The organism is Ralstonia condita, assembly GCF_958405655.1.
Lineage (GTDB): Bacteria > Pseudomonadota > Gammaproteobacteria > Burkholderiales > Burkholderiaceae > Ralstonia > Ralstonia condita.
Genome location: NZ_CATYWO010000002.1, coordinates 1,021,434 through 1,044,605, shown reverse-complemented (window position 1 = coordinate 1,044,605; position 23,172 = coordinate 1,021,434). Strand labels below are relative to the sequence as shown.

20 protein-coding genes and 1 pseudogene are annotated in these 23,172 nt (G+C 66.4%); 11 read left to right on the top strand and 10 right to left on the bottom strand.

Annotated elements, in window-relative coordinates:
• Positions 1–4 precede the first annotated feature (4 nt).
• The 3 genes from R2N03_RS11245 to R2N03_RS11235 form a co-directional block, all read right to left on the bottom strand.
• Positions 5–817, bottom strand: a complete 813-nt coding sequence (locus R2N03_RS11245) for a TOBE domain-containing protein (RefSeq protein WP_316657665.1) — start codon at positions 815–817, stop codon at positions 5–7.
• Positions 818–895: 78 nt separating this feature from the next.
• Positions 896–1,399, bottom strand: a complete 504-nt coding sequence (locus R2N03_RS11240) for a DUF6622 family protein (protein WP_316657664.1) — start codon at positions 1,397–1,399, stop codon at positions 896–898.
• Positions 1,400–1,498: 99 nt separating this feature from the next.
• On the bottom strand, positions 1,499–4,249 hold the full coding sequence (locus R2N03_RS11235; protein WP_316657663.1) for a sensor domain-containing protein: 2,751 nt from the start codon (positions 4,247–4,249) through the stop codon (positions 1,499–1,501).
• Between the two features lie 680 nt (positions 4,250–4,929).
• Here R2N03_RS11235 and R2N03_RS11230 point away from each other — a divergent pair.
• The 4 genes from R2N03_RS11230 to R2N03_RS11215 all read left to right on the top strand — a co-directional run bounded on the left by R2N03_RS11230 (position 4,930) and on the right by R2N03_RS11215 (position 7,281).
• Complete coding sequence (locus tag R2N03_RS11230) at positions 4,930–5,325, top strand: glycoprotein (protein ID WP_316657661.1); 396 nt, start codon at positions 4,930–4,932, stop codon at positions 5,323–5,325.
• Positions 5,322–5,738, top strand: coding sequence for a hypothetical protein (locus R2N03_RS11225; protein WP_428984390.1), 417 nt, complete (start codon positions 5,322–5,324; stop codon positions 5,736–5,738). The genes R2N03_RS11230 and R2N03_RS11225 overlap by 4 nt, the downstream gene beginning before the upstream one ends.
• Positions 5,739–5,788: 50 nt before the next feature.
• Positions 5,789–6,697, top strand: a complete 909-nt coding sequence (locus R2N03_RS11220) for a helix-turn-helix domain-containing protein (protein ID WP_316657658.1) — start codon at positions 5,789–5,791, stop codon at positions 6,695–6,697.
• A gap of 143 nt (positions 6,698–6,840) precedes the next feature.
• Complete coding sequence (locus R2N03_RS11215) at positions 6,841–7,281, top strand: universal stress protein (RefSeq protein ID WP_316657657.1); 441 nt, start codon at positions 6,841–6,843, stop codon at positions 7,279–7,281.
• Between the two features lie 14 nt (positions 7,282–7,295).
• On the opposite strand, the gene R2N03_RS11210 is transcribed toward R2N03_RS11215, so the two are convergent.
• The 3 genes from R2N03_RS11210 to R2N03_RS11200 form a co-directional block, all read right to left on the bottom strand.
• Positions 7,296–7,841: a Spy/CpxP family protein refolding chaperone gene (locus R2N03_RS11210; RefSeq protein WP_316657656.1), complete on the bottom strand. Its 546-nt coding sequence runs from the start codon at positions 7,839–7,841 to the stop codon at positions 7,296–7,298.
• A 142-nt stretch (positions 7,842–7,983) separates the two neighbouring features.
• Positions 7,984–8,643, bottom strand: coding sequence for a response regulator (locus tag R2N03_RS11205; protein WP_316657655.1), 660 nt, complete (start codon positions 8,641–8,643; stop codon positions 7,984–7,986).
• On the bottom strand, positions 8,627–10,156 hold the full coding sequence (locus R2N03_RS11200; protein WP_316657654.1) for an ATP-binding protein: 1,530 nt from the start codon (positions 10,154–10,156) through the stop codon (positions 8,627–8,629). The genes R2N03_RS11205 and R2N03_RS11200 overlap by 17 nt, the downstream gene beginning before the upstream one ends.
• Before the next feature lie 310 nt (positions 10,157–10,466).
• On the opposite strand from R2N03_RS11200, the gene R2N03_RS11195 reads away from it, so the two are divergent.
• Both R2N03_RS11195 and R2N03_RS11190 read left to right on the top strand, forming a co-directional pair.
• A complete protein-coding gene (locus tag R2N03_RS11195) occupies positions 10,467–11,240 on the top strand; it encodes an AraC family transcriptional regulator (protein WP_316657793.1) in 774 nt (257 codons plus the stop codon).
• A gap of 82 nt (positions 11,241–11,322) precedes the next feature.
• Positions 11,323–12,240 (top strand): DMT family transporter, encoded by a 918-nt coding sequence (locus tag R2N03_RS11190; protein ID WP_316657653.1) that lies wholly within the window; start codon positions 11,323–11,325, stop codon positions 12,238–12,240.
• Here the strand turns inward: R2N03_RS11190 and R2N03_RS11185 are convergent.
• Both R2N03_RS11185 and R2N03_RS11180 read right to left on the bottom strand, forming a co-directional pair.
• On the bottom strand, positions 12,237–13,817 hold the full coding sequence (locus tag R2N03_RS11185) for a TerC family protein (protein ID WP_316657652.1): 1,581 nt from the start codon (positions 13,815–13,817) through the stop codon (positions 12,237–12,239). The genes R2N03_RS11190 and R2N03_RS11185 overlap by 4 nt on opposite strands.
• Positions 13,818–13,925: 108 nt before the next feature.
• Positions 13,926–15,269 carry a cytochrome-c peroxidase gene (locus R2N03_RS11180; RefSeq protein WP_316657651.1) on the bottom strand — a complete coding sequence of 448 codons (1,344 nt, stop codon included), beginning with the start codon at positions 15,267–15,269 and terminating at the stop codon, positions 13,926–13,928.
• 274 nt (positions 15,270–15,543) lie between these two features.
• Between R2N03_RS11180 and acpA the strand changes: the two genes are divergently transcribed.
• On the top strand, positions 15,544–17,694 hold the full coding sequence (gene acpA / locus R2N03_RS11175) for an acid phosphatase (RefSeq protein ID WP_316657649.1): 2,151 nt from the start codon (positions 15,544–15,546) through the stop codon (positions 17,692–17,694).
• A gap of 65 nt (positions 17,695–17,759) precedes the next feature.
• Here the strand turns inward: acpA and R2N03_RS11170 are convergent, their stop codons facing one another.
• The gene (locus R2N03_RS11170; RefSeq protein WP_316657648.1) at positions 17,760–18,008 is read right to left on the bottom strand and encodes a dodecin; all 249 of its coding nucleotides are present in this window, start codon (positions 18,006–18,008) and stop codon (positions 17,760–17,762) included.
• A gap of 316 nt (positions 18,009–18,324) precedes the next feature.
• Here R2N03_RS11170 and R2N03_RS11165 point away from each other — a divergent pair, with 316 nt between their 5' ends.
• The gene (locus tag R2N03_RS11165) at positions 18,325–18,600 is read left to right on the top strand and encodes a hypothetical protein (RefSeq protein WP_316657647.1); all 276 of its coding nucleotides are present in this window, start codon (positions 18,325–18,327) and stop codon (positions 18,598–18,600) included.
• A gap of 20 nt (positions 18,601–18,620) precedes the next feature.
• Here R2N03_RS11165 and R2N03_RS11160 read toward each other — a convergent pair whose 3' ends face one another.
• Positions 18,621–18,971, bottom strand: a complete 351-nt coding sequence (locus R2N03_RS11160) for a DUF3175 domain-containing protein (RefSeq protein WP_316657646.1) — start codon at positions 18,969–18,971, stop codon at positions 18,621–18,623.
• Positions 18,972–19,114: 143 nt separating this feature from the next.
• Here R2N03_RS11160 and R2N03_RS11155 point away from each other — a divergent pair, with 143 nt between their 5' ends.
• From R2N03_RS11155 to R2N03_RS11145, 3 genes and pseudogenes are all read left to right on the top strand, one after another.
• The gene (locus R2N03_RS11155; protein WP_316657645.1) at positions 19,115–20,398 is read left to right on the top strand and encodes an MFS transporter; all 1,284 of its coding nucleotides are present in this window, start codon (positions 19,115–19,117) and stop codon (positions 20,396–20,398) included.
• A 151-nt stretch (positions 20,399–20,549) separates the two neighbouring features.
• On the top strand, positions 20,550–22,580 hold the full coding sequence (locus R2N03_RS11150) for a hybrid sensor histidine kinase/response regulator (protein ID WP_428984389.1): 2,031 nt from the start codon (positions 20,550–20,552) through the stop codon (positions 22,578–22,580).
• Between the two features lie 233 nt (positions 22,581–22,813).
• A pseudogene (locus R2N03_RS11145) lies at positions 22,814–23,110 on the top strand (penicillin acylase family protein); the annotation flags it as partial.
• Positions 23,111–23,172: the final 62 nt, after the last annotated feature.

The window sequence follows — 23,172 nt, the reverse complement described above, 5'->3', positions numbered from 1 at the left end:
AGGCCTACACCAAGCCCAGGATGACGTTCGACGCCTCGAATACGGCCACGGCTTCCACACCCTCGGCGAGCGCCAGTGTCTCGACTGCCAAGCGCGAGAGCATCGCCACCAGCACGGTGTCCGCAGCGGAGGAGGCATTGGCTTCCAGCAGGCGCAAGCGCACCTCGGATTGCACGGCGCCCTCCCGAATCTCGGTCACCACACAGGGCAACTGGTTCTCGGCGGAAAGCCGCCATTCGCCCGCGCCACGCAGCAGCATCACGGCCGGCGCCTTGATGAGGGCGACCGCCTGCACGCCCGGCGTCAATCCCAGCGCGTGCGTGCTCTCCTGCGTGATGGTGGCGGCCACAGCCTGGCCGCCGGGCAGACGCAGCGTCACCACGTCGTTGACCGCTCCCGACACCACCGCCTCCACGGTGCCGAACAGCGCGTTACGCGCGCTGGTGCGCAACATCAGGCGACGCAGCAGGTTGGCATCTTCGCTGGCGGCCTCGGCTGCGGCGTCCAGGCGCTCGACAAAGCGACGGTGCTCCGCCTCCAGCACGCGAAAGCCATCGATCAACCGTTGCGCGCGGGGCGTGAGGACGCTTCCGCCACCGCCCTTGCCACCTGCGGTGCGCACGACGAGCGGTTCGCCCGCGAGGTTGTTCATGGTGTCGATCGCATCCCACGCGGCCTTGTACGAAAGACCAACCGCCTTGGCCCCTGCGGTGATGGAGCCGGTCTGCCCAATGGCGGCCAGCAACGCGATACGGCCGCGACCACCCCAGTTATTGTCACCGGCGCGCAGCCAGATGGTGCCGTCGAGTTCCAGCATGTCGTCTCGAATGAGAGGGAAATTGCAACATGCGGATGTTAACGCCGAATCAACGTTCGGATCGGCGTGGCGACCGCCTCAAGCCGCCGCCAGGCGCGGCGTACGCACAGACAGCAGCACCGAGCGCGAGATCAGCAACCCGCCGAGGAAGCCGAACAGCGCGCTGAACAGCACCATGAAGCCGCCCGACTGCATGATGTCCGGATGGATCGCGAGCATGACGTTGTAAGCGTATCGGGCACCGAACAGCCCCACGATCGCCACCATCGGAACCCAGCTACCGGGAATGCGCACGGTGTCAGCCGCCTGTGACTCGGCGCCGCGCGGGGGCGAAACGCGGGTCAGCAGAAACGCTGCGCACACCGCCGCGAGCCAGACAGCCAGCGCCAGCGCGCTACCGTGGCTCGCCAAGGCGACGCCGTAAAACGAATAGGCGGCAATCAGCAACGGCAGCACGATCAGGCGTCGGCGTGACACGATGCGCGGCCGCGTCTGTCGCAAGCCGAGCGCAATGAGTCCGGCAAACACCACGAACACCCAGGCGGGCGTATGCGACACGATGGAGGCGAAGGAATCGAGCATGGCGATCTCCCGGTTGGAATGCCGGCAGCTTAGGTGCCGGCCTCCGCACGCGGGAGCGCAATGCGACGAATGGCAGAAACGTCGGTGTGAACGGCGCGATCAGCCCAGCGCGGCACGCACGCCAGCATCCACGACCGACAAGTGCGCGCGCAACAGGCGATCGAAGCCCTCCGCCGTGACCGGCTTGCCGATGTAGTAGCCCTGGATTTCCTGGCACCCCGCCTTGGCGAGGAATTCCACCTGGTCGGCGTCCTCCACGCCTTCGGCGGTCACCGTCATGCCCAAGGCCCGAGCCATGGCGACGATGGCCTCGGTCAGCGCCACAGAATCGGGGTCGCCCGGGATGCCGGTGATGAACGAGCGATCGATCTTGACGTTGCTGATCGGGAAGCGCTGCAGGTACGACAGCGACGAGTATCCCGTGCCGAAGTCATCGATGGAGATGCGGATGCCCTGCGCCGTGAGCGCGTCGAACATCGGGCGAACTTCGTCCGCTCCGCCCATCAGCAGGCTTTCCGTGATTTCCACTTCGAGCGCCGTCGGCGGCAAGCCGGTGTCGGCCAGCGTCTGCTCGATCATCGGCACCACGTCGCCAGCCTGGAACTGGCGCGCAGACAGATTGACCGCCATGCGGAAGTCATAGCCGAGCGCTTCGTACCACACCACGGCCTGCTCACAGGCGCGCCGCAGCACCCATTCGCCGATCGGCACGATCAGGCCGGTCTCTTCCGCCACCGGGATGAACTCCACCGGCGAGATGGCGCCCAGCTTGGCGCTGTTCCAGCGCAGCAGCGCCTCGGCGCCGACGATGCGGTGGCTGGCGAGGTCGTATTTGGGCTGGTAGACGAGTTGCAGTTCGTTGTTGTCGCGTGCGTCGCGCAGCGCGTTCTCCAGCAGGTAGCGGCGTTGCAGGCGGGCGTTGAGCTCTGCCGTGTAGAACTGCGCGCGGTTGCGGCCGTTCTGCTTGGCACGGTACATGGCGGCATCGGCCGAACGCAGCAGGTCGGACCCCGAGATGCCGTCGTGCGGATACAGCGCCACACCCACCGATACCCCCAGGTAATAGCGCCCGTTGACCGTGTCGAACGGCTCACGCATGGACTGCAGCAGATGTTCGGCCAGCAGGGCGATGCGCTTGCCCTCGACGCGCTGCTCGATCAGGATGACGAACTCGTCGCCGCCCAGGCGCGCAATCACGTCGCCGGGCCCGATGCAGTCGGTCAGGCGCGCGGCGGCACTCTGCAGCAGCGTATCGCCGCAGGAATGGCCCGCAGTGTCGTTGACGCTCTTGAAGCGGTCCAGATCGAGGAAGAACAGCGCCAGCTCGCGGCTCTCGTCGCGGGCGCGCTCGATCGCGCTGTCCAGATGCGCAATGAAGAAGCTGCGGTTGGTCAGCCCCGTCAGCGGATCATGCGCTGCCAGATGGCGCAGGCGCTGCTCGGCGCGCTTGATGTCGGTGATGTCGGCAAACGACAGCATGACGCTGCTCGGCACCGGCTCGCCGTGACGGCGGATCGGGATGATGTTCTGTCGTATCCAGACGAGTTCGCCGGTCTTGAGCAGCAGTCCGTAGACGCGGCCGAAGATGGGCTCGCCCGTGCGCAACACAACGCCGGACGGCATCATGTTCAACGTCACTTCCTTGCCGTCCTCATCCACCACGCGCTGGATGGCATCAAGGCGGTTGCGTCCGACCAACTGGCCCGGACGCAGGCGCAGGATGCGCTCCGCACTGGCATTGGCCGCCTGCACCACGCCATCCGGAGACTGGATCAATACCCCCTCGTGCAGGTGCGAAATCGCGAGTCGATAACGCTCCTCGCTCTCGGCCAGGCCCCGCTCGATGGTGTCCTTCTGGATGGCGACGCCCGCCAGGTGGGTGACATCGTCCAGGAAATGCTGCTCCTCTTCGCCCGGCACGCAGGGCTGGCGATAGAAGAGCGCCAGCACCCCGAGCTTGTCACCGCGCGACGAGCGGATCGGGAATGCCCACGCAGCAGCAAAACCGGCGGCCAGCGCCGCCGTGCGCTCGTGGTGCCAGCGCGGGTCGGTGGCGATGTTGTCGATCACCACCGTGTCGCCGAGGTAGACGGCGCAGCCGCACGCACCGGCATCCGGGCCGATGGGGGTGCCCTCCAGCGTGGCGGCATAGGAAGCGGGCAATGTCGGCGCTGCGGCGACGCGCAGCGTCTGGCTGTCCGCATCCAGCAGCAGCACTGCCGACATGGCATTCGGATAGACCTGCTCGACGTAGAGGCACAGGTGGCGCAGCACGGTCGAGAGCGTCGCGTTGGAAGCAAGTTGCGCAAGCACGGCGTTCTCCGAGGCAAGCAGACGGCGTGCGTGCAACGCCTCCGCGCGCGCCTGCACGGCGTGGCGTTCCAGCGCGTGCCGGGAGCCGGCTGCGTGCAAGACCAGCATCACGGCCGGCTGGCCGTCATGCTCGCAGGCTGCGGCAACCGTTTCAACCAGCACGTGCGTGTAGTCAGCCCGCACCACGCGATGCTCGACGGGTTCGGCGGGCTGGGCGCCGCTCACCATCCGCGCCACGCGCGGCAGGGCCTGCGGGACGTCGTCCGGGTGGATCAGGCCTGCGAACTGCGCACCGACCAGTTGCGCGGGATCTTGGGCATTCATCAAGCGTGCCGCCGCCGGGTTGGCGCACACGACCCGCCCCTCCACCGTCAGCAATATGGCATCGGACGACAGCCTTGCCAGCGCGCTGAAATCCGTACCTGCCGGCTTTGCCACGGCCATAGCCGGAGACGCCGCAGGCCGTGACTCGGGTTCGAGCGGCAACGCAGCGTCAACAGAAAAAGCTCCGGCATCGTCCGGATGGAAACGGGTCATCGGGGTACGCTTGCTTGGTCAGCGACGGCATCAGAATGCGCAGACTACACGCTTCGACCCCTTCCACAACGGCGCGCTGGCGAAAAACTGAAGAGCACTAGACGCCACTCGCTGACGTATCGCTTGCGCCGTCGGTGCATGACGGCCGTGAAAAAAAGAAAAACCCGCGCTCAGTTGACGAGGCGCGGGTCGAAGTCTCTGGACCGTGTCGATCTGTTCCAGAGAGGAGAACCGACCCACGAAGCGCCCGATGCATGACTGCCTCGGCACGACTTCCATGTTCTGAATCATAGTGTCCTGCGCAAAAAAACAAAGGGCGGAAAAGACCGGGTATTCCATCCCAATTGATTTTCCGCCCACCCTCTTTATGACACTTCACTGACCCTTCTTCTGCTGTTCCCGCCTGCGTCTTCGAGCCCTGGCGCAACCCGTCTTGCAGGATCGCGTCAATATTGAAAATCGCCCCGGCATATTGGTTGGTAGGCGTTCTGGCCAGAATGTTCCACGCATGCGGATTATGTCGGCCAAACGAATCAATCATGCGCAGGGAAAATCACCCGAGGTGCTGGATGCGGCAGATTCCTCCGTCAAGTTCGAGGACGATGTACCGTTACTGCCGAAGCGCATGCCTGCACAACGTGTATCCTCAGGCGCATCCGAATGCCCATGCATTGACTGTCATGCCGTCTCTGTCCTTCCTTTCCTGCCTGTGGTGCGCGCCGGTCTTGCGGCGCACTTCGCGCCGGTGCGTTGCAGCGGCCCTGCTTGCCGCGCTCGAAGCCCTGCAGCAAGCCCGCGCAGCCACGCCACCCACCACATCGGCCGGCACTCGCGCCGTCGCAGTGCCCGCTGGACCGGCAGTCGCCCCGTCGCCCAAGGCAGCGAAGACCCCCACCTGCGAAAGCATCATGCAGCGCCTGTCGGGCAGCCTGGCCGGTACGCCCAGCAACCGGGACAAGCCCGGCGCAGTGCTGGTCGACGTCGATAAAGCGGGCGTGACGATGGCCTGCAGCCACTCCGACTCGATTGCCATTCCCGTGCCGGGCAACGGCAATAGCACGGGCAAGACGCGATGACGGCAATGTCCCGCCTGACGATCGCCGCGTTGTTCATCTGTCTCGCCACGACGGCCACCGGCGCCGAGCGCTGGATCGCACTGCCCGATCAACCGGACAGCATCGCCTCGCTCGACGCCAGCAGCATCCAGCGCATGCCCAGCGGCCCGGTGAGCGCTTGGGTTCGCGTGGAGGCCTCCAACCGCGAAGGCATGCGTTCCCTGCAGCGCATGTTCGGCGCCTTCCGGGGCGACATGGCCGATTTCCTCTACACCGTCGACTGCCGCAGCCACCAGTTTTCGGTGTCGCGCGCCAAGCTCTACCTGGGTGCCATGACCGTCGCCGAAAAGCAGTTGGCCAACGATGCCGCCTGGCACCGCGTGGACGGCGTGGGCCTGGCAGGCGCGGTCGCACGTCAGCTTTGCACCGGATAGCCGTCCTGCGCAGCCACCCTCCGCGGCGCCATCGTTGGTAACATGGTCCCGTGCGCCCCGCTCCCCATTCTTCATCGCCTGATCCCCGCGTCACCGCAGACGCCAGCGTCTTCGGTACGCTGGCCCGCGGCTCGCGCGCGAGCCTGGAGCGCGTTGCCAACCTGGGCGATGGCGTCACCGCCGCCGTCTGGCGCAACGAGCACGACGAGGCACGCTACGCCCAGCCGGGGCACCACACGCTGTCGGTCTACCTGCAGGGCGGCTACACCACGCACCGGCAAGACCTGCCACACCTGTTCGGCGCGCCCGGCCGCGTGTGCATGCTGCCGGCGGAGCACCAATCCGCGTGGGTGATCGAACAGCCGATGCGCTTCGTGCACCTGTATTTCGCGCCCGACGCGCTGGCCGGACACGCCGTGCGCCTGCTGGACGCCGAGCCGCGCCTCTTCACCCTGCACGACCGCACATTCATCGAAGATCCCCATCTTGCGCAGGCGTGTATGCGCATTGCCCAGCTCGACTGGACCGACCTGGACGACCGCATGCGCGCCAACGCGCTGGCCAATGACACGTTGTCATACCTCGTGCAGACCCAGGGCCGCACCCGCGCGCTGCCGGTACGAGGCGGGCTCGCACCGCATGTGTGCAGACGCATTGCCGCGCAGATCGAGGCCGAGCTGCATCTGCCGCTCGCCCTGGGGCAGCTGGCAGCAGAAGCGAACCTGTCCGAGTTTCATTTCGCGCGCATGTTTCGCGCGTCGTTCGGGGTAGCGCCTTACGAGTGGGTCATGCAGCGCCGCGTCGCACGCGCGCAAGACCTCCTTCGCACGACCGCGCTGCCACTGGCAACGGTGGCTGAGCGCTGCGGCTTTGCCAGCGGGAGCCACTTCGCGCGGCGCTTCGCCATGCAACTGGGCGCGTCGCCGTCACGCTACCGGCAGGCCTGGCAGGCCAGCTGATCTGCCCGCTGCCCGCGTCAGAAAAAACGAACGATCGTACGTCAGCATTCGGCTGAAAAGCCGCATGGGCCCTAGCGTTTTCCACGATGGAAGCACGCAGTCCTGCGCAGTAACTTGGAGGTGGGTTCCCCATGGAGAGCGCCATGTTCACCCATATCCTGCTGCCCACCGACGGCTCCGAGCAATGCCGCAAGTCCATTGAGGGCGCCCTCAAGCTCGCACGCGCCACGGGGTGTCGCCTGACCGCCTACAACTGCATCGAAGAATTTCCCAGCATGGCCTATTCGGGGGGCGTGGGGGAGTGTCCGCACGCGCACTACATGGAACAGGTGCAAGGGCATGCCAAGGATTGCATCGAGCGCATCGCACAGCGCGCGCAGGAAGAAGGCATCCAGTTCGACAGCGATGTGACGCAGTTTCCGGAGCCCTACCTCGGCATCCTTGATGCGGCCAAGCGGCACGCGTGCGACGTCATCTTCATGGCATCGCACGGGCACCGCAGCCTGATGGGCCGCTTGCTGATCGGCAACGAGACGCGCAAGGTCCTGACGTACGCAAGCATTCCGGTGGTGGTCTACCGGTAGCGACGAGAGCAGTCTTACATCGGCACGAGGTCCGGCGCGCCGTCTACGCGGTCGAGTTCTGCCACGTGCGCGGCTTCGCGCTCGCCCACCTGCCTGCGCTGTTCCGGCGTGAGCACCTGCATGATCTTCGCGCCTGCCTGAGCGCGCAATTGCGCCTCGCGGGCAACGGCGCGGCCAAGGGCGTCTGTCAGAGCATGCGCGCGCGCCTCGTCATACTGGCCCGACACCACCATCGCGCGCAGATCGCGGCGGGCGTGGTCGATGGCCTTGCGCTGTTCGCGTGCCTCGGGCATCTGTGCGTATTCAATCGCGAAAATCTTGTCGCGCTGCGCTTCGGTCAGATTCAGGCCACGCAGAAAGTTCGCGCCTCCGTGATGGGGGCCCATTCCGTGCGGCCCGATCGGCCCCATCTGCCCCGCACCGCGCCCCATCATGCCCGGACCACGCGGCATGGGTGACAGCGGTGCAGCGTCCGGGGCCGCTGTCTGCGCGAGCGCGGCGCAGGAGAGCAGGAGCCCGGCTCCAATGGTGGCCAGGCGGCGAGTTGTGACAGCAATCATGATCTGGCTCCTGTAAAAAGCGTCGGCCGGACAACCCGGCCATGGGGTCACTGTAGCCACCAAGCGCGCACCGAAGGTGGGCAAACGAAGGAGTTTTCCTGAACGTCGCCAACCTGGCGGAGCATCATCGGAGCCACAGCCGTCAGGCGTCGAGCCGATAGCCCATGCCGTACACCGAATGGATCATGTCGGTGCCTGGGCTGAGCTGCTCCATCTTGCGGCGCAGGTTCTTGACATGCGTGTCGACCGTGCGGTCGGTGACGATGCGATGGTCGTCGTAGATCTGCTCCAGCAGGTTGGCGCGCGAGAGGATGCGGCCCGGCGCGGCGGCCAGCGCGGCAAGCAGGCGGAACTCCACCGGGGTGAGGTCCAGACGCTGGCCGCGCAGTGTGGCGGAGTAGCCCCCGGTGTCGATCACCAGCGCACTTTCCGTCGCGCCGCCGCCACGTTGCGCACGGCGCAGGATGGTCTTGATGCGCGCCACCAGTTCACGCGGGCTGAACGGCTTGCAGATGTAGTCGTCGGCACCCAGCTCCAGGCCGAGCAGGCGGTCGATCTCTTCCACACGCGCGGTCACCATGACGATGGGCACCTCGCTGAAGGCCCGCACTTCGCGGCAGATTTCAAGACCGTCCTTGCCCGGCAGCATCAGGTCGAGCACGACCAGCTCGGGCGTCGCCTCGCGGATGCGCTGGACGGCGTGCGTGCCTTCGGCCAGCCATTCGGTTTCATAGTGGGCGGCGCGCAGGTAGTCAGTCATCAGCGCGGCCAGCTTGGGTTCGTCTTCAATGATGAGGATCATGGTCGGCAAGCGGGTCAAGGATAGGCAGGCGGATGGCGATCCAGAGTCCGCCCAGCGGCGAGGGCCTGGCTTCGATGGTGCCGCCGTGCGCGGCGACGATGGTCTGGCAGAGGCTCAGGCCCAGCCCGGCCCCTCCGTGCGCACGGCCGCGCGACGCATCGACGCGGAACAGCCGATCGAAAATGCGCGGCAGCATCGCTTCCGGCACGCCCGGCGCGCTGTCCTGCACGTCAATCTGCTGCCAGGCGCCACGCTGGTGGAGGTGCACGCGCAGCGTCCCTCCCGTGTCGGTATAGCGCAGCGTGTTCTCCAGCAGGTTCTGCATGACCTGACGCAGGCGCTGCGGGTCGCCGCGCACCAGCGCTGCGCGCGACGGGGCGCCGGGCAGGTCCAGCTGCAACGCGATGCCCTTTTCCATCAGGCGCGGCGTAAAGCCTTGCGCGGCACCGCACACGGTATCGGCCAGGTCCAGCGGCGCCATGTGAAAGGCCAGCGCGCCGACGTCGGCCAGCGACAGCTCGTACAAGTCATCGATGAGCTTGCTGAGCGTCGACACCTCGGCCTGCAGCGAGGCGAGCGACGTCGCCGTCAATGGCCGCACGCCGTCTTCCAGCGCTTCCAGTTCGCCGCGCAGAACGGCCAGCGGCGTGCGCAGCTCGTGGGAAATATCCGCGGTGAGCTGGCGGCGCATCTTCTGATTGGCTTCCAGCGAGGCAGCAAGATGATTGAAGTCGGCCGCCAGCCCGCCGAGTTCATCGCGCGTCTGCACGTCGACACGGGTGGCATAGTCGCCGTCGGCCATGCGGCGGGCGGCGTCGGTCAGCCGGCGCATCGGCGCCAGCAGGCCGCGCGCAAGCAGGACGGCCACCAGTGCGGCCAGCAGGACAGACAGCCCGGCAATGATCCACGTCGCGCGCAACTGCTGGGCCTGAAACGCCTGGTCGGCACCTTCCGGCACGCGCAGGCGCGGAGGTATCGCCAGCCACCCGACGGTCTGGCCGTCGTGATGTAACGCGCGCCACTGCGCATGTCGCCCCGGGGGCGGCCCGTCGCCCATGATCGGCGTGCGCGCGGCATCCAGAAGCCAGATCGGCGAATGCGGCGGCGGCTCGCCGGGCGGGTGCGGCGCCAGGCTGCCCGCACGCGGCGGGCCCGGCGGCGGCATCTCTTGGCCCGCGCCCGGCGTGCGCGGCTCGAAGCGGTGGCCTGGCGGCGGATCGAAGCGGTCTGCGCCCATGCCGCTGGCGCGGGCACGCGCGCCCTCGCGGCGCAGCAGCCGAAACCACGCGGCAGGATCGTTGCGCAGAAAATCCCAACTGCCGTGCTGGGCATAGGCGGCTTCGACGCCCGGAGCGAGCGCGGCCAGGCGCTCCGCCTCGCGTGCGTTCACGTAATCGAGAAAGTTGGCGTCGAAACGCCAGCGCACCGCCGCGCCCATGGCGAGCGCCACGACAATGCTCAGCGTAAACAGCGCAATGAACAGCTTGGAGGTGATGCCGAAAGACGGACGCATGGATCGATGGAAACAGCCTGTCGCCCGCGTCTGCGGGGATGCTCCCCGCGCGGCCGGGCGCTGGGCTTGGCGACATCTTAGCGGCAGGGCGCGAGCGGGAGGCTTCGAGGATAGCAATCGCGGCCCGCCAGAAAATGAGTGAAATGCGAAGAACGCATGTCGGGGCGTCGTCACCCACCGCGAACGCACGTGTTCATACGGGCCCTGCATCAGCCGCAAAGCGCGTTATGCTGCCGGCTCGCCCTGCCCCAGGAGAACCGCCTTGCCCAATCGGCCGACCCGCCCAGCGTTCTCGATGCACCCCTGCGCCATGCGCGGCGTCGAAGCCGTCGCGGCCGATTCCCACCACGCCTTCCCGCGTCACACACATGAGCAGTCCGGCATCGGCATCGTCGATCGCGGCGCGCAGAGATCCTTGAGCGGGCGCGGCATGGTGGAGGCGCAGGCAGGCGATGTCATTACCGTCAACGCGGGCGAGGTGCATGATGGCGCGCCCCTTGGCGAGTCGGGCCGCGCATGGCGCATGCTGTACCTCGATCCGGAAAGGGTCGCTGAGTTGGCGTGCGACATGCACCCGGGTCGCCGCGACGCCGAATTCGACCGCCCTGTGACGCAAGACGCCAGCCTGGCGCGGCGCGTGAGCCAGCTCTTCGTCCAGATGACCGCACCGCCTGCGCCGCACGCTGCCCTGCTGCGCGAGCAGTTGCTGCTCTCGGTCCTGGCCGATGCGCTGCATCCGGCTGGCCACCGCGCCGACGAGGCCCCTGACGCCATCCGGTTGGCCCGGACCCGGATCGACGATGACCCGGCCGCCACGGTTTCGCTCCTGGACCTCGCGCGCGAAACAGGCCTGAGTCGTTTCCAGGTGCTGCGCGGCTTTACCCGCGCGACCGGCCTGACGCCACACGCCTACCAGCTACAGCGCCGACTTGCCTTGGCGCGCCGCCTCATCGCCCGGGGTCTGCCGCTGGCAGAGGCGGCTGCCGCATGTGGTTTTGCCGACCAAAGCCACATGACCCGGCAATTCGTACGCAAGTACGGCGTATCGCCAGGGATGGTGGCCGCCGCGGTCACGATCGGCTAGACACCGCCCGCTGCAATTTCGTTCAAGACGCCGCCGTTGCATGCGGCCATCCTGCATGGCTTTCACAGACGCAGGATCCGATATGTCCAGACGGTTCGAAGGCTGCCTTTACCTTGCGATGGCGATGATTCTGGTGGGGAGCACCGTTGCCGCCAGCAAGATCATCGCTGCGGGCCTGCCGCCTTTCACGGCGACGGCATTGCGCTTTGCGGTGGCGCTTCCGCTCTTCCTCATTGCCATGCGCGCGACGCGCACCCGCTGGCCCCTACTGGCGCGCAGCGGCTGGGGGTTGTTGTTCTTGCAGGCGGCTGCCGGCAGCGTGGGTTATACGACGCTGTTGATCTCGGGGCTGCGGCACACTTCGGCGGCGGATGCAGGCGTGATCATCGGCACGCTGCCGGTGGTATCCGCGCTCATCGCCATCGTCGTGCTGGGCGAGCGGCCTGGACGCGCCGTGCTGGGGTCGATTGCGCTGGCCACCGCTGGGGTGCTGGCGATTGCCTTCCAGCCGGGAGGCGATGGCGCTCAGCCATGGCTGGGCAACCTGCTCGTGGTTGGCGCGGTCGGGTGCGAGGGCCTCTTCATCCTGCTCAACAAGCGGCTGCACACGCCGGTGCCGCCGCTGGCCCTGTCGACGTTGATGAGCGCCTTCGGCCTTCTGGCAGCGGTGTTGCCCGCACTGTGGGAGGCGCCGTGGCAACTTCACGCCTCAGCCGAACTCACCCACGCGGTGGGTGCCGTCCTCTACTACGCGATCGTGCCGACCGTCGGCGGCTTCGTCCTCTGGTATGCGGGCTCGGCACGCGTGAGCGGCGCCGAAGCATCACTGTTCACCGCGCTGGCACCGGTGGCTGCCATCGTGTTTGCGGCCACGCTGCTTGGCGAGTCGATCAACCTCAGGCAGGCGGGCGGCATTGCCTGCGTGCTGGCGGCGGTGCTCAGCATGGGGCTGGCAGGCACACGACCGCCGGCCCGCGCGCCAGCCTCGTCGGCGTCTTAGGCTTCGGCGTCGGGCGCCGTCACGTCTTCCATGCGCTCGATGCGCACGCGCACGATGCGCCGGCTGCCCGCCTCGAGGATGGCGAAGCGCAGGTCGTGGCGCACCAGCGTGTCGCCCACCTCGGGCAGCCGGTCCCACTGGTTGAACAGATAGCCGCCAAGGCTCGTCGCACCGCCTGCTTCATCGAGCAGCCAATCGACATGCAGGACATCCTCGAGCTGGCGCAGGTCTGCCTCGCCGGCCACTTCCCAGCAGCCGTCGCTCACCTCGACCACGCCGGGGCGCTCGTCCTCGTCAGGAAATTCACCGGCGATGGCTTCGAGGACATCGATGGGGGTGACCACGCCCTGTATCACATCCAGCGGATCGGTCACCACCAGCATGCGCCCACGCGCACGCTTGAGCTGGTCCATCAGGCGCAGGATACCGACGCCCTCGGAGACCTTGAGCGCCGGCTTGACGGAGCGCTCCACGTCAATGGCCCCGCGCGTGTCGAGGTCGCCCATCAGATCCTTGGCGCGGGCCACGCCGACCAGGTCGTCCAGGCCACCACGGCAGACCGGAAACTGGTTGTGCGGCACGGCAAGCAGCAACTTGCGCGTGACGGACGGATCGGCCAGCAGATCGACCCATGAAATGTCGTGGCGGGGTGTCATGACCGAGCGCACAGAACGCTCGGCCAGATCCAGCACGCCGCTGACCATGCTGCGCTCTTCGGGTCGGAACAGCGTTTCAGGAGCCGCGTGGCCCGGCTCGTGTGCAGCGGCTTCCTGTGACTCGTCACTGGCCGGCGTGCCACGCTGGTCACCCAACAGGCTCAGCACCGCATCGGCGGTACGCTCGCGCAGCGGACGGCGGCGCTCGTAGCGCACGGCATTCTGTTGCGCCACCTGGTTGAAGAACTCGATCAGGATCGAGAAGCCGATGGCCGCATACAGATAGCCCTTCGGAATATGGAAGCCAAAACCCTCGGCCACGAGCGAGAAGCCGATCATCAGCAGGAAGCTCAGGCACAGCACCACCACCGTGCGGTGCGCATTGACGAACGCCGTCAGCGGGCGCGACGCAAACAGCATGGCGCCCATGGCGATGACCACCGCGGTCATCATCACCGGCAGATCGTTGACCATGCCCACGGCGGTGATCACCGAGTCGAGCGAGAACACCGCGTCCAGGATCACCACCTGGGCGATCACGTTCCAGAACTTGCCGTGACCGCTGCCATGGCTGTCGTCGTGCGGCTGGCCGTCGAGGCGCTCGTGCAGTTCCGATGTGGCCTTGAACAGCAGGAAGAAGCCGCCCAGCAGCAGGATGATCGAACGCCCCGACAGCTCGACCGGCCCCACCGTCAGCAGCGGCTTGGTGAGCGTGATCAGCCACGACATGGCCGAGAGCAGCACCATCCGCATCGCCAGCGCCAGCCCCAGCCCGATCATGCGCGCGCGGTCGCGCAACGCAGGTGGCAGCTTGTTGACCAGAATGGCGATGAAGACGAGGTTGTCGATGCCGAGAACGATCTCGAGCACCACCAGGGTGAACAGGCCGATCCAGATGGACGGGTCAGCAAGCCAGGTCATAGTTGGGAGTCAGGGACTGCAGAAAGACAATCCGCTGATGATAACCGCAGTGCACGCGCGGCCTCTCGCGGGCCCGTGTGAAGCATTGCAACAAACGGGCCAGTGCGCTCAGCGCCGGGCAACGCGCAGGGGCCGGTAGCCGTCGGTCAGCGTCCTGAGGAAGGCGACGATGTCGCGCACGTCGGCGTCGGAAAGCGCCGGCTTGCCGCCTGGCTTGCCGCCAAACGGCCGCTCCATGTTGACGTTGGCGCGATACTGCACGGGCAGATCGTCGAACTTGTCGACGGTGCCATCAGCGCGGCGCGGATACCACTTTTGCGGCTGGGTATCGCGCTGGGCGTAAAAGCGCACCGCATCTTCCAGGGAGTGGATGACCCCGTTGTGGAAGAAGGCCTGGCGCAATGCCACGTTGCGCAGGGACGGCGTGCGGAACCGGCCGCAGTATTCAGGGTGGTCTTTCAAGTCGGTCCGGTCGGGCCCGCACAGGCCGAGATCGAAGAATGCCGGATCGGCATTGGCGGCCAGTGACCGGTTGCGCGGGACGCCCACGGCGATGTGGCCGAAATCGGTGAAGGCCGGGAACGCGCCGTCCTGCTTGATGGCGCTGATGTGGCACGAGGCACAGTTGCCCTTGGCGGGATCGTTGAACAGCCGCAGGCCGCGCATTTCCTGTGCCGACAGCTTGACCTGCTTGCGCAGGAAGGCGTCGTACTTGCTGTCGTACGGATAGAACTCCGACGGCGTCTCCTGAAAGACTTCGAGCACCATCAGCGCCGCCCGGAAGGCGATGTCTTCATTGTCGAGGATGTCCTTGCCGAACACCTCGCGGAACGTCTGCGCGTGGCGGCTGTTGCGCAGCCTGGCGACGACGTTGGCGGGCGTGCCATTGGCCATCTCGTGCGCAGACAGCAGCGGAATGCGCGCCTGTTCGTGCGTCGACGAAACCCGCCCGTCCCACGTGTAGCCACCGGTCGGTCCCTGATCTTCGGAATCGTTGCCGTCGCTGTCGTAGAAGTGCTCCGAGAACGCGGGCACCTTCTGCAGGTAGCGCAGTGACGGCGCAGCGCGCACGCCGGTCTTGTTCATCCCCGGGCCGCCGAGTTGCACCGCCAGATCATTCGGCGGGCCATAGGCGTGCGTGGGGCTATGGCAGCTTGCGCACGCCTGCTTGCCCGAGGCGGACAGCGACGGGTCGAAGAACAGCGCCTTGCCCAGGGCTGCCATGGCAGGCACCGAGGGGCGGCGCTCCGCCATCATGGTGTAGAAGGCCTTCTCATAGGCGGGCGCCACAGGTGCCGAGGCTGCCGCCCGCTCGGGCGCCGGCGCGGAGGCATGCACTGCGGTCGCCGCCTGCGCGGTCGAGGGCTCCACGCGTCCGCATGCGGCCATGCCCAACACGAGTGTCGACATGGCAATCAGGTGAAGCACAGCTACTGACAGGGGGCGGGACATCGACAATCGGCGCGATGATGGGAGCCTTGCAAGGTAGCATGGCGCACATGACAGTTTGATGTCGTCAGACGCGCGTCATATCAGCCCTCGGAGAGGCCGCATGGTGAGCAATGCCTTGAGACGTTTTGGGGGACCGGCGCTCGTCCTCGCGACGATGATGACCGCCAGCCTCGCCGAGACCCGCACCGCGCACGCGCTTCCATCATCAGCTTGTCACACAGGAGGCACAGACTCCGGCTCGCTTTCGTACCCCACACAACAATCCAGGGAAATCATGAGCCGAGCGTTCCGTCTTCTGCCGCTGACCGCATTGGTCGCGGCCAGCATGTCCGCCTGTGGCGGCAGCGATTCGAACAGCAGCGCCTCCGCGTCCACCTCGGGCGTCGTGACCGGCAGCTATTTCGAACATGCCAAGGTCTGCATCGATGCCAACAACAACGGCAAGTGCGACGCAGATGAAACCAGCACGTACACCGATGCCAACGGCGCCTACACGCTGGCCGGCTCGGGTCCCGTCACGGTGGAAATCGGCACGGACGCCTTCCGCAACGACCCGGCCACGGGCGCCCACAACGCGATCACGCGCCCGCTGGTGTTCCGCGCGCCGGCAGGTGCCGCTGGCGTCGTCAGCGCCATCTCGACCGAACTGGCGGCCCTGATGGACACCAATGGCGGCGACATCAACGCCGCGAAGACGGCCCTGGCCACCCGCCTGGGCGTGACCGTCGACAAGCTGCTCGAAGACCACAACAAGGAAAGCGACGCCAACACCAAGGCCGCGCTGCAAGCCGAGATCGACGAGGAGATCGACCAGATCGCCGACGCCGTGGCCGATGGCGGTGATATTGGCAAGAGCATCCGCGACGGCGTGAGCAAGCGCATGGCGCTGACCGACAACGTCAAGACCATCGTGGTGATCTACGCCGAAAACCGTGGCTTCGACAACCTGTATGGTCTGTTCCCGGGGGCCAACGGCATTCCGGGGGTGAACCCGACGTCCACGGGCACTGCCGTGGCGCAGAAGGACTTCGACGGCTCCGTGCTGCCGACGCTGCCGCCGACCTGGGGCGGTCTGACCGCCGCCGGCCAGAGCGTGACGGTGACGCAAGCGCAGACCACGGGCTGGGCCAACAAGATGTTCCAGATCGACGATCCGGCCGGCGTGAACGGCACGGGCATCGTCGTGCCGCAATCGGTGGTCACGCGCGACCTGTGGCACCGCTTCTATCAGAACCAGATGCAGATCAACGGCGGCAAGAACGACATGTTCGCCGCGTATGCCGATGCCGGCGGCCTGACGATGGGCTACTACGACGGCAGCAAGATGGCCATGTGGAACATCGCCAAGCAATACACGCTGGCGGACAACTTCTTCATGGGCGCCTTCGGCGGCTCGTTCCTGAACCACCAGTACCTGATCTGCGCCTGCGCGCCGGTCTATCCGAACGCAGCCAGCTCGCCGGCTGCGGGCCTCATCGCATCGGTCAAGACCGACGCCAACGGCAACCCGACGCTGGTGCCGAGCGCAAGCTCGGTCATGGCTGGCGCACCGACGTCGTACACCAGCGGCACGAAGGACGGCAACCTGACGCCGGTCGACAGCAACGGCAACGCGTACGCCGTCAACACGATGCAGCCGCCGTACCAGCCGTCGGGCAATGCCGTTGCCAGCAGCAATCCGGCCTACGCCGACCCGACCAAGGCGACGACCATGCCGACGCAGTCGAGCACCAACATCGGTGATCTGCTGACCGCCAAGGGCGTGAACTGGGCCTGGTACGCCGGCGCCTGGAATGCTGCCCTGGCCGACGCATCGAACACCACGCGCAGCGTGATCTACTCGGGCACGATCCAGTTCCAGCCGCACCACCAGCCGTTCAACTACTTCAGCCGCTTCGATCCGGCTACCGCCAGCGGTGCCGCTGAACGTGCAGCCCACCTGAAGGACTACGACGCCGCCTTCCTGCAGGATGCCGCCGCCGGCACGCTGCCCCCGGTCACGTTCTACAAGCCGCAGGGCAACCTGAACCAGCACCCGGGCTACGCCAACGTGGCCGACGGCGATGCGCACATCGCCAACGTGATCGCCCAGCTGCAGAAGAGCCCGCAGTGGAAGAACATGGTGATCGTCGTGACGTATGACGAAAACGGTGGCTTCTACGACCACGCCACGGTGCCGAAGGCAGACCGCTGGGGCCCGGGCACGCGTATCCCGGCGATCGTTGTCTCGCCGTTTGCCAAGAAGGGCTTCATTGACCACACCCAGTACGACACGGCTTCGGTGCTGCGCCTGATCACGCACCGCTTCGCCCTGCCGACGCTGCCCGGCATCAAGCAGCGCGACGCAGCGCTCATTGCCAACGGCAACAAGCCGATGGGTGACCTGACGAACGCGCTGGACTTCTCGCAGTCGCAATCGCAGTAACGAATCACGCAGTCCACACAGAAAAGGCGGCCCGGAGAAATTCGAGGCCGCCTTTTTTTATGCCGCTATTTTCCCTTCTTCTTCCCGGCGGGCTTTTCGCTCTCCAGCGTTTCCAACCGCATCCCCACCTTGAGCGTCACCTGCCAATGGGCGATCTTGCCGTCGACCAGATGGCCGCGCGTCTCCATGACTTCGAACCAGTCGAGATACTTGAGCGTGTCGCTGGCGCGCGCGATCGCGTTGCGGATGGCTGCGTCGCTCGACTCCGGTGACGAGCCGACCAGCTCGATCATCTTGTAGGTGTGGGAACCCATATCGCCTCCTTGTTGGCATGGTGGGAACGTCGGCGGAGGCACCCGCAAGCTGCGAGTGCCGCGTCACATATCAGCATGGCACTTCCGCCCCGACCCTGATAGCTCAATTTTGATTGGCGCTCCAGATGCCTGGCGGTTAATTGCGTTTACAAAATTGACAAACCTTGTCAGCGAAACGACGCACGACGTCAGACCCTGCGCCCGTGCCATCGCCAAGGTGCCACTTTTCGGGCGGACCCGCTGCCGCCGGGCAACGGTCGAGGCTGGTACGGAACCTGCGTTGGTCTCGCCAACCCGTTCGCCAAGAGGAAGCGCCATGCGCCACCCCGAGCCACCAGCATCCGCCCTGTCCTCGCCGCTGCCGGCGCGACCGGCTTCCGTCCTGCCTGCTGCCGCAGAAACATCCCGGCTGGTGGCGCAGACCATTGCCTTTCATATCGACCGGGGTGACCGCCGCATCGAGGCGACCTATTCCGCCCGCAACGGCATCGTGACGGTCAAATATCGGGGCAAGACGCTTTCGACCTATTCTCCGCAGGGCGACTACAAGGCCGTCGCCCGCCAGTTGCTCAGTGTGATGCTGACCCTGTGAGCACGCCGGTCGGCCGTCGCTCAATGGCGGGCCTTCCGGGTTCGGCGGGCGGGGCGACCGAACTGGGCGCGCAGATCGTCTTTGGCACGCTCCAGAATGTGCCGTCGACCGGCGCCCAGGTTGTGCCCGGCCCGGTTGATATAGAACGTCAGCATCGACATGGCCGACTGAAATGCCGTCCCCTTTCGCCGCCTGCTGCGTTCGGCGGAGGCCTTGAGCGACGTGGCGATACGCGCCGGATTGCGTGATTGGAAGATGCCAGGCTCAAGATCGAGTGCATCGCTCGTTTCCATCACGTGGTGCGACCAGCGGTGCGGTACGGCCTTGCCCGCGTTCGACCGGGCCTTTGACTTGGGGCGGCTGGCGGTCATGGTGAAATCTCCTGTAATCATGGTCAGGCTGTTTCGCAAGCGTCATACCTGGGCGGGCACGTGCGCGCGGCCTGCTTCCGTTACGATAGTGGACATTTCGCAATTCCATCTCGCAGATCGCCGGCTTCCGGCGCGCATTCAACGTGTCTGGCGACGCCGGTCTTTCCACTCCTCACGCGCCCGCGCAAACGCCGTCGCACACGCCGTTCTCCTACGGGGCTTTCCGCCTGTTCTGGTTCGCGAGGCTGTCCACCACCTTTGCGTACCAGATGTTTGGGGTGGCCGTCGGCTGGCAGATCTACGACCTCACACGCAGCGCCTATGTGCTCGGGCTGGTCGGGCTCGTGCAGTTTCTGCCGTCGGTGATGCTGGTGCTCGCCTCGGGGCACATTGCCGATCGCTACGACCGGCGCCGCGTGGTGCGCACGTGCCAGTCCATCGAGGCACTGGTGGCGCTGACGCTGTCCGCCACAGCGCTGACGGGCCACGCCGGCGTGCAGGCCATCTTCCTCTGCGTGGTCGTGATCGGCGCGATGCGGGCATTCGAAACGCCGACGCTGCAAGCGCTGCTGCCCTCGCTGGTGCCGCCCCAGGCGCTGCCGCGCGCTGTCGCGTTGTCCAGCTCGGCGGGCCAGACCGGCATCATCCTCGGGCCGGCGGTGGGCGGTTTCCTTTACGTGGCCGGTGCTCCTGTGGTGTACGCCACGGCAGCGGGGCTGTTCCTGCTTGCCCATGTCCTGTTGGCACTGGTGCGCATGGAACGTGCCGCGCCGGTCAGTACGCCGGTGAGCCTGGAGTCGCTGTTTGCCGGCATCGCCTTCATCAAGGGGCGGCCGGTGGTGCTGGGCGCCATCTCGCTCGACCTGTTCGCCGTGCTGCTGGGCGGGGCGACGGCGCTGCTGCCGATCTATGCGCGCGACATCCTCGGCACAGGGGCCTGGGGGCTGGGGCTGCTCCGTTCCGCGCCGGCCGTGGGCGCGCTTGGCATGGCGCTCTTCCTCGCACATCGTCCGCTGGATCGGCACGTGGGCCGGGTGATGTTCGCAGCGGTGGCGGGTTTTGGCCTGGCGACGCTGGTGTTCGGCCTCTCGCGCTGGCTGCCATTGTCGATGCTGGCGCTGGTAGTGCTCGGTGCATCCGACATGATCAGTGTCGTGATCCGGACATCGCTGGTGCAACTCGACACGCCCGATGCCATGCGTGGTCGGGTCAGCGCGGTCAATTCTGTTTTCGTGGGTGCATCCAACCAGTTGGGCGAGTTCGAATCGGGCATGCTGGCCGGGCTGCTGGGGCCGGTGGCCTCGGTTGTGCTGGGCGGCCTGGGCACGCTGCTGGTGGTCGTGATGTGGATGCGGCTGTTTCCCCAGCTGGCACACCGCAATCGCCTGCGCGACGCCCATCAGGAGCACCCCACCTCGGGAGGGTAACCCGTGGAACCAGCGTCACTGCTGGCTCCGGCAAGAATGGGGCGCCGTCTTGCAGGCATGTCAGCCAAACCCTGATGGCATCGTTGTCGGCCAGCTCGTATGCTGAGTCACCTTTGGCCGCCCTGCCCTGTCGCGCCCGATTGTGAAGTCCATGCTGCCCCATTCGCCCCGCCTGTTGGATAAGCTCGCTGCGCATCGTGGCAGCCAGGCCCATCCGGCCTCCGATCCTGGGCCGTTCAGCGGCGCCGGGCTGGAAATCGCACCGGCGATCCGTCCGTCCGCATGGCTGGTGGCGATCGGAGCGGCTGCCCTCGGCACGGTGGCGCGCATGCTGCTGGAATCGGCTGGCGGCATCCGGCTGCCCTTCTACCTCGCATTTCCGGTGGTGACGATTGCCGCGTGGTACGGCGGCTTCTGGCCGGGCATGGTGGCCATCGCCTGCTACGCAGCGCTGTTCTTTGCCCTGGCAGCACTGCAGACGTGGCCGGCCACGCTGCCGCTCACACCCGGTCAGATGGTGGTGTTTGCCGTGGGCGCCTTGCTCATCTGCGGGCTGTGCGAGCAGTTGCGGCGCGCCCGCGCCGGGGCAGAGCGCCGCGCCCTGGCAGAGACGCAGCAGCGCCTGTCGCAACAACGGCTGTTGGCCGCGCTGCAGGCGTCGCCCATCTCCCTCTATGACGTCGACAACACGATGCATTTCACGTGGGTGCACAACCCCGTGTTCGGCCTGCAGCCCGAAGAGCTGCTGGGCCGCACCGTGCGGGAGGTATTCGGTCGGCGCGCCGCGACCCAATTGACCGATGCGGGCCAGCGCGTCATCGCCAGCGGAACGCCCACGCGTGTGGAGTTCGCTTTCCGCCGGCGGCATACGCAGCGGGTCGTGTACGACGTGGTGGTCATGCCATTGCGCGACGACACAGGCGAGATCATCGGCCTGACCAACGCCGCCATCGACATCAGCGAGCGCCGCCAGGCCGAAGCGCGCCGGGCGCAGTTGCTCGAGGTCGAATCGCTCGCGCGGGAAGAGGCCGAGCGCGCCAGCCGCCTGAAGGACGATTTTCTCGCCACCGTGAGCCACGAGTTGCGCACGCCGCTCAACGCGGTGCTGGGCTGGGCCCAGCTGCTGAACATGCGCCCCTACGAAGAAGGCTTGTTCAAACGCGGTATCGAAGCCATCGAGCGCAGTGCCCGCACGCAGGTTCACCTGATCGACGACCTGCTCGACATGTCCGCCATCCTGTCGGGCAAGGTTCCCCTGGAGATCGGGCCGGTGGATCTGGCCGATGTGCTGGAGCGCGCCCGCGAAACGATCGAGCCGATGGCGCGCATGAAGCAGATCACCATCGACACGGAATACCTGCCGGTGCCCATGCTGCAGGGCGATGCCGGGCGTCTGAAACAGGTGTTCTGGAACCTGCTGGCCAATGCCGTCAAGTTCACGCCCGATGGCGGGCATATCCGGCTATCGGTGCACGCGGCCCCGGAGGGCGTGGTGGTTACCGTGCGCGATACGGGCATCGGCATCGAACCGGCCTTTCTGCCACACGTCTTCGACCGCTTCCAGCAGGCCGACCTGTCGAGCACGCGTCGTCACGGCGGGCTGGGGCTGGGCCTGGCCATCGCCAAGCAGCTGGTCGAGCTGCACCGAGGCCGTATCACCGCAGCCAGCAGCGGCGTCAATCAGGGCACGACCATGGCGGTCTCCCTGCCACTGCATGCATTACCGTCAGACAACGGGGCTGGGAACATTCCAGGGCTCGTCGCGGGGACAGGCATGCCCGCACTCGACGGCATCCGCGTGCTGGCGGTGGATGACAACCCCGAGTCGCTTGGCGTGATTGCGTTGATGCTCGAGCGCTACGGCGCCGAAGTGGTGACCGTTTCGAGCGGCGCAGCGGCGCTCGAGGTACTGAAGGATGTCGATCATCGGTTCGACGCGCTCGTCAGCGACCTGGCCATGCCCGGCATGGACGGCATGCAGCTCGTACGCGCAGTACGGGCCAGCGGCATGACTGAGCTACCTGCCATCGCCGTAACGGCATTCGCGGACCCGATCCGTTTGAAGGCCGCCAAGGAGGCCGGCTACCAATCCGTCATCACCAAACCGATCTTCCCTGGCGAACTGGGGCACGTGCTGGCGGCCAATGTACGGCGGAAGGTCGGGCCCGAGACACTGGCCTGACGCTATCCGCGCACGGGCAGTCATACCTTGGTGGAATGGGGGGCTCAACAAGCGTTATTGGCGCGAGTGCGCTGGCGCCCGCATACTGAGCCCATGTGCTCATCGGTAGGCATCGCTCTCCTGGCAATTCCCAAGATCCAGCTTCACCGATCGGTCAGCTTGCCTTTCCCATCGTCCGTACTCGCGGCTATCTGTCGTACCCACGAGAACGCCTGATGCCCGCTGCCACCTCGGGTTGCGCCGGCATTCCAGGCTCCGAGAGGAGACCGCATCGCCATGCCAATCCGTTTCATTCCTGTTCTGCTTTCCTGCAGACCAACGGCCCGTCGTTCCGCACAGTGGTGGACGTCGGCAACTGGGACAGCTCACGCGCCGTCAACCTGCCCGGCCAGTCCGGCAACCCTGACAGCCCGCACTACCGCGACCTGGCACCGCTGTGGCTCAAGGGCGAGTACTTCCCGCTGCTGTATTCGCGCAAGGCGGTCGAGGCGGCAACCGAGTCGCGCGTGCGTCTGGTGCCTGGGAAGTAAGGAGACGATTCACCACCCTGGCAGATTGGATTTTTTTGTGAATTCGCAGGCAAACGGGCCTC

What these genes read in the sequence shown, in the direction of transcription:
- acpA (WP_316657649.1), top strand. Translation starts at nt 15,544, where the DNA reads ATGAGCCGAGCGTTCCGTCTTCTGCCGCTGACCGCATTGGTCGCGGCC.
- R2N03_RS11185 (WP_316657652.1), bottom strand. Translation starts at nt 13,817, where the DNA reads ATGACCTGGCTTGCTGACCCGTCCATCTGGATCGGCCTGTTCACCCTG.
- R2N03_RS11200 (WP_316657654.1), bottom strand. Translation starts at nt 10,156, where the DNA reads ATGCGTCCGTCTTTCGGCATCACCTCCAAGCTGTTCATTGCGCTGTTT.
- R2N03_RS11240 (WP_316657664.1), bottom strand. Translation starts at nt 1,399, where the DNA reads ATGCTCGATTCCTTCGCCTCCATCGTGTCGCATACGCCCGCCTGGGTG.
- R2N03_RS11170 (WP_316657648.1), bottom strand. Translation starts at nt 18,008, where the DNA reads ATGGGTTCCCACACCTACAAGATGATCGAGCTGGTCGGCTCGTCACCG.
- R2N03_RS11180 (WP_316657651.1), bottom strand. Translation starts at nt 15,269, where the DNA reads ATGTCCCGCCCCCTGTCAGTAGCTGTGCTTCACCTGATTGCCATGTCG.
- R2N03_RS11165 (WP_316657647.1), top strand. Translation starts at nt 18,325, where the DNA reads ATGCGCCACCCCGAGCCACCAGCATCCGCCCTGTCCTCGCCGCTGCCG.
- R2N03_RS11205 (WP_316657655.1), bottom strand. Translation starts at nt 8,643, where the DNA reads ATGATCCTCATCATTGAAGACGAACCCAAGCTGGCCGCGCTGATGACT.
- R2N03_RS11195 (WP_316657793.1), top strand. Translation starts at nt 10,467, where the DNA reads ATGCGCGGCGTCGAAGCCGTCGCGGCCGATTCCCACCACGCCTTCCCG.
- R2N03_RS11210 (WP_316657656.1), bottom strand. Translation starts at nt 7,841, where the DNA reads ATGATTGCTGTCACAACTCGCCGCCTGGCCACCATTGGAGCCGGGCTC.
- R2N03_RS11160 (WP_316657646.1), bottom strand. Translation starts at nt 18,971, where the DNA reads ATGACCGCCAGCCGCCCCAAGTCAAAGGCCCGGTCGAACGCGGGCAAG.
- R2N03_RS11190 (WP_316657653.1), top strand. Translation starts at nt 11,323, where the DNA reads ATGTCCAGACGGTTCGAAGGCTGCCTTTACCTTGCGATGGCGATGATT.
- R2N03_RS11230 (WP_316657661.1), top strand. Translation starts at nt 4,930, where the DNA reads ATGCCGTCTCTGTCCTTCCTTTCCTGCCTGTGGTGCGCGCCGGTCTTG.
- R2N03_RS11150 (WP_428984389.1), top strand. Translation starts at nt 20,550, where the DNA reads ATGCTGCCCCATTCGCCCCGCCTGTTGGATAAGCTCGCTGCGCATCGT.
- R2N03_RS11235 (WP_316657663.1), bottom strand. Translation starts at nt 4,249, where the DNA reads ATGACCCGTTTCCATCCGGACGATGCCGGAGCTTTTTCTGTTGACGCT.
- R2N03_RS11245 (WP_316657665.1), bottom strand. Translation starts at nt 817, where the DNA reads ATGCTGGAACTCGACGGCACCATCTGGCTGCGCGCCGGTGACAATAAC.
- R2N03_RS11225 (WP_428984390.1), top strand. Translation starts at nt 5,322, where the DNA reads ATGACGGCAATGTCCCGCCTGACGATCGCCGCGTTGTTCATCTGTCTC.
- R2N03_RS11215 (WP_316657657.1), top strand. Translation starts at nt 6,841, where the DNA reads ATGTTCACCCATATCCTGCTGCCCACCGACGGCTCCGAGCAATGCCGC.